Here is a 9,929-nt window from a genome sequence, read left to right as displayed (position 1 = left end):
TTACGAAAAAGTAACACCTAAAAAAAGGAAAAACATAATAAAAAAAAGATGTCAATGAGAATTTGACATCTAAAATAAGTAGATTGGTAATTTATATTTTTTCTTAGACTCATCAATTTTAAAGTTCCTTAATGAATTTCTAAAAATATGTTGAGTTGCTTTATCTATCCCATCTTTAGGACTACAACACATAATATTAGGATTTACAAACCATGTACGACTTGTGCATGCACGACCATCTTCTGTTGTTATTCCTGCTGCGGCAACTCCTAAAACCCCTTTTTTAAATAAACCATTCATTGTTAAAGAAACATTTTTTCTTGCCATTTTAAAACGTTCGGCTAAATATGTAGGTGATGCTGGAGTAGTTGTATCTACATTGTCCTTATCAATTTTTTGAATAATAACGTTGGTTTTGAATTCAACATATGGAGCAAGTTTAAATAAAAATGCTTCTTCCTTGCTACTCAAATACTCAATTTCAGTAAGATAATTAACGTTATCCATAATTAGCTGCACAAACCTCACCCGATCTGTAGGTTTTTTCTTTTTCCCTATGAAATACTCATCTCCACCAGTTGTTTTACTTAATAACTGCAAGAGCATTGCTTTCTCTTCTTCTGAGTAACCACCGGCTTGCAACTGGTCATAAATACTATCAATCTTACTATCTCTTATTTTTGCTTTTTGTTCAGCTTGTCCAAAATCTACAACTTTTGTCATAAAATAATTCTCTCCCTTAGTGGAAGGAATCAACTTTTATATGTTAGAATGTATATAGAATATATATTGGTTGATTCCAACCTTATTATGAAAAACCGCCTTGCCGTCCAAAGCTTGGGCGGTTTTTCTCGTTTGTATGTCTTTCTCTATAATAACATGAAACACCTTGTTAAAGCTTTCCGTCTCTTGCAAAAATACAATATTCACTCCTATCTTTCCCTATCAAAGTCTCGATGTCTGCTTATTTCTCTCTTATGTTCACTTTCAAATTGATTATCTATTCCTTTACTATCCAATTCATTTTTAACGATCTCTCTAAACACCTTAAATCGCTCTTTAAAAACTTTTTTCGTTTGTACATACAAAACTCTTATATTCGTCTGCAGACCCTTTATATAAGCTTTTAACAAGCTAATTTCTCTATTTAATACACCAACTTCTTTTTGCAACTTACTTTTTTCTTGTTTCAACGTTCGATTTTCTTTCATCCATCCCTCTGCATGCACTTTTAAACTTTCATTCTCTTTCACAAAATCTGTTTCTCTCAAACGTTCATAATCCTTTTTGATAGTAACGGCTGCATGCACTTGTTTTGTTACTTCTTGATATTGTTCTGGTGATAACACATAATTTCTTGTCTGTTTCTTTGTAATTTCAGCTTTTCCAAACATTTTATCCTGTACTTCTACTACTACTTCTTTACGTAAAAATGGAATTTTAACAGGTTCATTTGGCACTCGATCACTAGCACTATCTAATTCTTTTTGCATTTGTTCTACTCTTTTTTCTAACTCCAGGTGACGCTGGCCAATTAGCTGCAGCTTTTCATTTTCACTCTCTACTTGTTGTTTTACCACCTCTAATTCTTTGTACGTATCAACGACATCACTTTCCAAACTCTTTTTAGCTAATTCTAATTCGTTTGTTCTCTCTTTAACATTTTTTAAATCATAATCAATCGTTTGTAATTCTGTTTCTTTTTCTTGTACTTGATTTTCAATAGTTGACTTCGCTTCTGCATATTCCTTGTATTGACGAACTTTCATGTATTTATGTGAACCTACATTAGCACGTTCAAAATTCGGAATATGTTCTTTAGCCAATTGCTCAATATAGGCCGTTTCTAATTCTCTCCAATGTGCAATTAACTTTCTTCCCGTTCCTTCTACACCTTGTTGCTGCAAAGCTCTATCCATTCCGACACGCCTCGTTAATCCTCGACTACTTTTGAAATTCGGTACATAGTTAATATGTAAATGTGGATTCGCTTCATCATCATGTAAAACCATGTTATAAACTGCTAGATTAGGATTTCGCTCTTGAAACGCCTCTGCATACCGTTTTAACGCTTCTTTCTTAACCTCCCTATACTTTGGGTCGTCTTTACCTTCTCCAATCGCTACGACTAATTCTCGTTGCTCATGCGTCTTATCGTCTTTATGTATTTTGTCATAATAATCATCAATTTTACGATCATTCCGTTTTTGTTTCTCGTTATATTTGTCCACGGCTTCTTGAAAGATATCCTTGTATACACTTCGGATATCCTTTTGAACAAAATAAATATTCTCATGTAATCTGGATGGATCAATACCAGGATTCCCATGAATATTTTCTCTATTATTATGACTTAATGAACTTTGGTGGGATTGATTAAATGAGATAGAACCCAACATAAAGTGCCACCACTTTCCCTAGATTAATTGATACCATCAGTCTAGCAAAGCGACGAAATGATGTCAATTAACGTAACCCTATACGTATTTTGACGCTTTTCGGCTTCGCCGACCATGCCAAGCATGGAAAAGATCTCGGACTTTGTCCGAACCTACAAGGGGAACCCTTCCCCTTGACCCCATCAATCGAACTCCCCACCCCCTCAAATCCTTGAGGGGCACCCCTCGCCGGTTGGCAGGAACAAACAGTAGTTTGTTCAGTGCCAAGAGGGTCTGGGTTTTGTTCAGTTGGTCAAGTCAAATACTCCCTTCGTTTCACTAGGTCCGTTTTGATTGACCAACATAATATTCTCTATTTCTAATCATGTCTTGTATTTACACAATAACATTGAAAATCTTTATCTTATAAAAATATAGAAAAACTCAAAAGAGCAATGATTCCTGAAACCAACGCAACCCCTACAACAATCAACGTTTTTTGAATGATGTATTTTTTCTTATCTCGCTTGTCTCTTTCCGCATTCACATCTTTATTTTCCATGAAAGCAACAATTTCAGCGTATGTTTTTATATTTTCACGCTTCTTGATTATGTCAATTTTTATAGCTGCTATCATAGCAATTACCCAAAAAACAAATGGAATAATTAAACCTACGTTACCAAAATATTTAATTGCTAATCCCATGGATCCTACAGCTAAAATCAAAAATATAGCCATTACCTGTCCTAACTTATTAAATTTAACTTGCTGAAGATTATTTTTCATCATTTCCACGTCCCCTTTAACTAAATCATCTAGAGAAACATCGAAAAGAACACTTAAAAGCAATAAATTATGAATATCGGGATAACTTCTTTCATTTTCCCAATTTGAAATGGTTTGACGAGAAACATAAATTTTTTCAGCTAAATCTTCTTGAGAAAATCCTTCCCTATCTCGATATTTTTTAATTTGTTTACTAAGATTCATTTCGTTCGCTCCTTCTACATCAAAAATAGTTCAAGGTAATTATTTATAGTAGCAAATATCTTTATAAAAGATGATTTTAATAATGTCAAAAAGCTTTATACATTCTTTAAGCCCTTTATTTATCAATAATTGTTAAGATATTAATCCTCAACAAAATATAAATAAAGAAATTAAACTTCTCACAAGCAAAAAATGAGATTCTCATCAAAAAAACACAAATTTACAAAACAAAAATAAAGAATATTCATAAATGTAAGAATTAAATTATTAAAAAGTTAATCTAATACAATTCTATAATGATATTATAAAAACAGAGGATATACTTTTAGAGAATAGATTTAAATGCATAGAAATAAAAACCATTTTTATTAATATTTAACAAAATAGGTAGATTTTTTCTTTAAAATATAATATTCTGATAATGGCAATAAAAAATATTAAAAAGGGGTTTTTAATTATGAAGAAACTTGTCGCAACAATTGCAGCATGTGCATGCCTAGGTTTATCAACAATCAATGCATCAGCAGCTGAATCTACAGGAACTTCAGGAGGGGTCGATTTAGATCCTATTTTGAAAAAATACCGAGAAATTGGTGTAGTACAATACGCTTTTTCACCAAATCCTTGGCAAAAAGCTGATGGTGGAAGTTTCAGAACCTACTGGGATGGAAATACACATGGTTCTCAATTCGATCATAGCTATAAAAAACATGGTGTTAGTGCATCTAATAGCAACTCTACAAGATATAGTTTATACGAAGATCCAGGAGACCGTGCCGAAACTTGGATTTATAGTACTAATAGTGGTAATAGAGGTAACTGGACAACAGACAACTGGGGACGTGGCTAAAATAAAGAAAAAGAAACATGGTAAATCTACCATGTTTCTTTATTTGAAGGAGTAATATTTTATGAAAAAAATCCTCTATATGTTATTTACTATAATGTTTATTTCAGTTAATTTATTAGGATATTTTTTAATTAGTAACAAACAACTAGCTGACATTACTTATCCAAAAGCACAACTAGTAAAAATAGATTATAATCAAGCTAAAAATTTTTTTGACCCTAACAAAATGATCAAAGATATTATTACCTTTTCTAAAAATAAAAATATAAATATCTCTCAATATAAATTCCAAAGTGAAACTGAGCTAAACATTTATTCCTCAAATATAAAAAATGACCCGAATATCTATGTAGAATCAGGACAGTTACCAAAAGGAAATCAATATCTCTCAAATATAAAAGATAATGTTATAAATAATCAATCAGGCACCTTTTCTTTTCCTTTATCTAATTGGGAAATTCGTATATATGAGATGAACCAAGTACATAACGTTGGATTAGGAGACGAATTTTACTTACAAGGGGCAAACAGAGAAATAATTGATGCATTTAATAAAGAATTTTCGCAGTACGGCGAAATCTCATTATTAAATGATAATGTAAATAGCTTAGTCTTAACTGATATGACTTTAATAATGCTTGTGGTTTTTTCTTTTGTGCTTCTTTTCATAGGATTATTTTACTATCTTATCCTAAATCGAAAAAAAATGTTGCTACAAAAGTTATGGGGATACTCTGTATGGCAACAATTAACTTTCATTCCAAAAGAATTTACAAAGTGTTTTACTATAATCATATTTTTATTATTAACCACTTTAATTAGTTTTATCTTAATCTTTAATCAAACACATTTCTTTATAGAATATATAGTAACCTTTATTACAATCAATATAATTACTGTATCCATCTTATTTATTTTTATAACATCAATAACCTGGTTTATTAACCAATTGAACAATGAAGCTATGGACATAAAAGGAAGTTTATCATTTATAAAAATACAATGGATATCCGCCATTCTTAAAGTGATTGTCTCTCTTTTATTATTTGGTATTATTAGTTCTTCATTTGTAAACATATACCAATTGAAAAATCAATTGAAAGGTTTAGAATATTGGAAGCAAACAAAAAACGTTTTTAGAATACAGGTCCAAAGGTTAAATACCAATGTACTTGACAAACCAAATTCAAATAAAGATTTAAATGATAGATTTTTTAATTTTTACAAAGAAATTGAAACAAACCATAATGCTTTTTTAATAGACAGTGGGAATTTCCATGTTATCGGACATGACAATGGTAAACCAATATATAGCTATACAAATGCAATAAAAGATAGAAACTCTATATATTCTCACAAAGGTAGAAGTATAGTCATAGATAAAAACTATTTAAAAATTAATCCGATTAAAGATATTGAAGGTAAAGATGTTTCTCATCAAATATCTAATGATAGGAATGTTTTAAGTGTATTAGTTCCTCAAAATCTAAAAGAATTTGAGAATCAAATTATTGCTGCATATAAAAAGCGATTTTATTTCCAAAGAGTTGAAGTTGCTAATATTTACAATAAATCACTTGGAACTCCAATAAACAATACTCCTATAGAAGATTTATCAGTTAATGTAATATACACAAAAAATGAACAATATTATTTTACCTTTGATAGTACTACTGGTGATAATACAAATAGAATTAAAGACCCTATTGCTATGATTTATAATGAAAGTGTGGACTCTTCAATTATTGGATCATATACAACTACAAATTTATTTTTTATAGATAAGTCTAAAGGACATGCACTTGAAAATATTTCACCAGCACTAAATAAGACACACGTAACAGAAATAAATAATACTATATCTGTTTACAGCGAAACAAAAGATCAAATTGCTAAAAAACAATGGTTATTACTACAACAAACAATTGGATTAGTTATCACAATAATCTTGTCAATAATACTTTTAATCTCATTTATTTGGTCATATTATAATGCAAATGTGTATTTACTAAACCTTAAATATCTGTTTGGATATTCCTATTGGAAAAGAAACCGTAATATAATTCTTATTACATTAATTTCACATCTTACGGCGGGAATAGCTGTATATGTTTTTTATGGTGTAAATATTGTATTTATATTAGTTAGTTTTGCTATTTTAATAGATTTACTAATTATCAATATATTTGGAAACCACTGGAATAAAAAGAATGTAACGAAGATATTAAAAGGAGATCATATATGATTCAACTAAAAGATATAAATAAAAGTTTTGACGAAAAACCTATATTAACTGACGTCTCTTTAAATATAAATAAAAATGAATTTGTCTCTATAGTAGGAGCAAGCGGTGCTGGAAAAACCACACTTTTAAATATAATTGGTTTATTAGATAAACCCGATTCAGGGATTATAAAAATAGCTGATTATGAAAACCCTACAAAAAAAGAAATCCAATATTTAAGAAGATATATATTAGGGTATATTTTTCAAAACTATGTTTTAATGGAAAATGAAACAGTTTCTACTAATTTACTACTTTCAAAAACCTATAATAAGGACTTTAATAAAGAACTATTAACAATAACTTTAGAAAAAGTAGGATTAGATTCAACGTTTCTAAATAAAAAAGTATATATGCTAAGTGGTGGAGAACAACAACGTTTAGCAATTGCAAGAATCATGTTAAAACCTTGTAATATTATATTAGCTGACGAACCCACGGGAAATTTGGACAGTAAAAATAAAAAAATGATTGTCTCTTTATTTCATGATTTAAAAAAATTAGGAAAAACAATTGTTTGTGTAACTCATGATAATGAAATTGCTGAAGGTTCAGACAGAATCATACAAATAAATAGAAAGGGTGTTTTAGAATTATGAGAATTTTAGGAATTACTTTATTAAATTGCATGTTAGTTCTTCTAACTGCATTAATACATAAAATAATCTTTCGAGTTTTAGCTTTACCACATTTAGAACTTACTTTATACTGGGGAATATTTGTTAGTGTGTTCTTCGTGTTAAATATACTTACAAATATACTATTTCTTAAAAGAAAATAACCTTATATTTAAAAACATATCAACCAAAATATACACTAAAAGTACAAAAATCTATTAGAACAAGATTTATATCATATAAATAAAAACATAATTATAACAAGGGAATGCTTGTAAACTGATCTATACTGCATTCCCTTATTGTATGTATGCTATATTTCTATTCTTCTTTTTCCGACATTAGAACCCTACATAAAATACCGGACAAATTTACTTTTTAAACAAACCGAAAAAACCTTTCCTTTTTTGTTTCTGATTTTGAGCCTGCATATCTCTAATGTTTTCAAGCAATAACTGATCTCGTTTCTCTAGCTTCTTCTCTATAAAAACTTCTAATTCACTGTTTTTACCTTCTACTTCAGTTAACTTTTTCTCCGTATTCGCTAAATGCTCTTTTGTCGTAACCAATTCATTCGTAATTTCTTGCAATTTTTGAACAAGTGCTTGATTAAATTGATTTTGTAACTGTTGATTTTCTAATACTTCATTCAATTTCTTTTCTAATTCTGATTTTTCTTCTTTTGAAACAAACGAATCAAGTTCTCCGTTTCGCCATGACCTAACTTGATCGTAAGACCATTTTTGGGCCTGTATTTTTTCTTTTATTGCTTTTAATTCTTCTATATTTTCCTTCGAGTATCTGCGATGCCCTCCCTGACTTCGCTCCGTTTGTATGTTAAATTCGTTTGACCACACCTTTAACAAATCGGGTGTGATCCCTAAAAAATCCGCAACAATTTTCGGTGTGTGCATTTCCGATTTTAGTTCCAATTTTTATTCCTCCCCAAAAAACGGAATACGTTTTTTACTTAAAAAACACGATTAAATCAACATTTCAATCAAAATCGGAATATAATTGCAACCGATATAAAAACCGATTTTAAAAACGATTTAATTTCGAAATACATTCCGATTTTAACACCGATATGTATTACTTCTCGATAATAACATCAAAATCTTTTTTATTTATACAAGATTTTATGCAAAAAAAGAATAGCGCGGATCCCCAGAATCCCCGCTACATCAACCATGTATAAAATCCTGTATACCAAATAAACAGACAAAAAAAGAAGAATCCCTATAAACACAAGGATTCTATGAAAATCTTGCTACCGATAATTGTGCGTTATGTTAACTGAGTATGTATAAAATATACAAACAACAAATCACCCCCTACAATTTCACCAAATTTTACTAAGAAAATCATCAAATTCTTGTTTTTCTATAAACAAAAAACTTATACTAAGAGAGCAAGATTTCTGTAAAAGAATTAAATCCAGCGAAAAATATTACTTTTACACAATCTTGCCATTCTAATGAAAGGAGGTGTGATATATGACTGAGTGGATATCAAATAAAAACCATTCAAAAACAATTAAACATTGTTCGCGCGCATCAAGATCTTTCTATATTAAGAATACGGAAACTTAATTTTTTGATCCTAAAAACTTGATAATCGAATAGTTTGTTATTCATAGGACAATAAACATCAGACCGATTGGTAAATGCGACTATACAGCTCGTAAATAAAATATGACTATACAATTCTTTGGTTGGCCCCAATGAATTGTGAAAAGATTTGTCTCAAGTATTCCCGATAAAAATATGACAAAAAAGCCCTTGATGTGGCAATCAAGGGCTATTTTTTTTACAAAAAAAATAGTATGGTTTTACCCACACTATTTTTTGCGTTCCATCTACTTATCCAGACCTATATTTTGTAGTGTTGACATCAGATATGACTAACTGATGTGGCTTACACTGCGGTGTAACGCGATTGGCGATCGCTCCCGCTCGAATTTTCGAACAGAACTTACTAGGACATTAACGCCCCATTACCCAAAATACATCTTTAAGAAAAACAATACTACTTGTCCTGCTGCTTGTCCTACTGCACATCCAGCGAAGGTGACCATTTTGTCACCTAAAAACCGTTCTATAACGGCTTTTCTAGCAGCCTTTCGTTCACTTCTAATTCTTGACTTTCTTGTTTGTCTCATAGTAAAACATCACTCCCGATTGGTATTAGTATTTATTAACACTACCGCAAAGGGAGTTAAACCTAATTTAAGTTTACATTCACAAAACAATTTTACAAGATTTTTATGCCATTATTCTCTAATTTTTTGGGATAAATTTCTTTTGAAGTTAAACAAATAAGTTTCCTTTTTCTTTTATTCTCAAAAATTAAACCATTTTTTACCATTACTTAATACTAATATACTTTTGCTTTTTGGCTAGAGTGCTGGCTCGTCGTGTGGGGGCGAAAACCCCACGTATTACGTATCAATATGTTATATAAGAACTATTTTTGAACGAGTGATCTAAGCGGTTCGGCTTGTATACTTGCTAGTCCAAGTCGAGAACCATTGCTTTGCTTTTTGTCTGTCGGCTTGGCGAGAAAAGTACACGAGCCGAAAAAAGTTTTGCAAGGACAGAATTAAAAAGAAAAGGCGATAGCCTTTAGGTGAGGATAAACGAACCGACTTTTTTTAATTCTGAGGGTGGAGATTTTTGAGCGTTTTTCTCAAAAATACGACCCGTTCCTTGCGGAACTTTTAGCCCTATATATAAGAGTGAGATAGAACAAATAAAAAAAGTCAGTAATACCAATGGTTTATAGCATATTAGGTGTTACTTTTTCGTAA

General features: G+C 30.4%; 9 protein-coding genes. 4 read left to right on the top strand and 5 right to left on the bottom strand.

Annotation, left to right across the window (positions count from 1 at the left end):
• Nucleotides 1–69: 69 nt before the first annotated feature.
• From ABWK52_RS00775 to ABWK52_RS00765, 3 genes are all read right to left on the bottom strand, one after another.
• A complete protein-coding gene (locus ABWK52_RS00775; protein WP_098542424.1) occupies nucleotides 70–723 on the bottom strand; it encodes a MarR family transcriptional regulator in 654 nt (217 codons plus the stop codon).
• Nucleotides 724–932: 209 nt separating this feature from the next.
• Complete coding sequence (locus ABWK52_RS00770) at nucleotides 933–2,399, bottom strand: plasmid recombination protein (RefSeq protein ID WP_098542425.1); 1,467 nt, start codon at nucleotides 2,397–2,399, stop codon at nucleotides 933–935.
• A 403-nt stretch (nucleotides 2,400–2,802) separates the two neighbouring features.
• Nucleotides 2,803–3,369, bottom strand: a complete 567-nt coding sequence (locus ABWK52_RS00765) for a helix-turn-helix transcriptional regulator (protein WP_098542426.1) — start codon at nucleotides 3,367–3,369, stop codon at nucleotides 2,803–2,805.
• A gap of 457 nt (nucleotides 3,370–3,826) precedes the next feature.
• Between ABWK52_RS00765 and ABWK52_RS00760 the strand changes: the two genes are divergently transcribed.
• The 4 genes from ABWK52_RS00760 (at nucleotide 3,827) to ABWK52_RS00745 (ending at nucleotide 7,284) form a co-directional block, all read left to right on the top strand.
• A complete protein-coding gene (locus ABWK52_RS00760) occupies nucleotides 3,827–4,219 on the top strand; it encodes a lactococcin 972 family bacteriocin (protein WP_098542427.1) in 393 nt (130 codons plus the stop codon).
• A 61-nt stretch (nucleotides 4,220–4,280) separates the two neighbouring features.
• Nucleotides 4,281–6,464, top strand: a complete 2,184-nt coding sequence (locus ABWK52_RS00755) for a DUF1430 domain-containing protein (protein ID WP_098542428.1) — start codon at nucleotides 4,281–4,283, stop codon at nucleotides 6,462–6,464.
• Nucleotides 6,461–7,102 (top strand): ABC transporter ATP-binding protein, encoded by a 642-nt coding sequence (locus ABWK52_RS00750; RefSeq protein ID WP_098542429.1) that lies wholly within the window; start codon nucleotides 6,461–6,463, stop codon nucleotides 7,100–7,102. Before ABWK52_RS00755 ends, ABWK52_RS00750 begins: the two co-directional genes overlap by 4 nt.
• Nucleotides 7,099–7,284: a bacteriocin-like WGxF protein gene (locus ABWK52_RS00745; RefSeq protein ID WP_098542430.1), complete on the top strand. Its 186-nt coding sequence runs from the start codon at nucleotides 7,099–7,101 to the stop codon at nucleotides 7,282–7,284. The genes ABWK52_RS00750 and ABWK52_RS00745 overlap by 4 nt, the downstream gene beginning before the upstream one ends.
• A 207-nt stretch (nucleotides 7,285–7,491) precedes the next feature.
• Here the strand turns inward: ABWK52_RS00745 and ABWK52_RS00740 are convergent, their stop codons facing one another.
• On the bottom strand, nucleotides 7,492–8,052 hold the full coding sequence (locus ABWK52_RS00740) for a MerR family transcriptional regulator (protein WP_098542431.1): 561 nt from the start codon (nucleotides 8,050–8,052) through the stop codon (nucleotides 7,492–7,494).
• Between the two features lie 1,064 nt (nucleotides 8,053–9,116).
• Nucleotides 9,117–9,281, bottom strand: a complete 165-nt coding sequence (locus ABWK52_RS00735) for a hypothetical protein (protein ID WP_176527148.1) — start codon at nucleotides 9,279–9,281, stop codon at nucleotides 9,117–9,119.
• Between the last annotated feature and the right edge of the window lie 648 nt (nucleotides 9,282–9,929).

This window comes from Bacillus sp. AP50, from assembly GCF_040492675.1.
GTDB classification, from domain to species: Bacteria; Bacillota; Bacilli; order Bacillales; family Bacillaceae_G; genus Bacillus_A; species Bacillus_A cereus.
The sequence above is the reverse complement of the archived record's forward strand: the minus strand, read 5'-3'. Positions and strand labels throughout refer to the sequence as shown.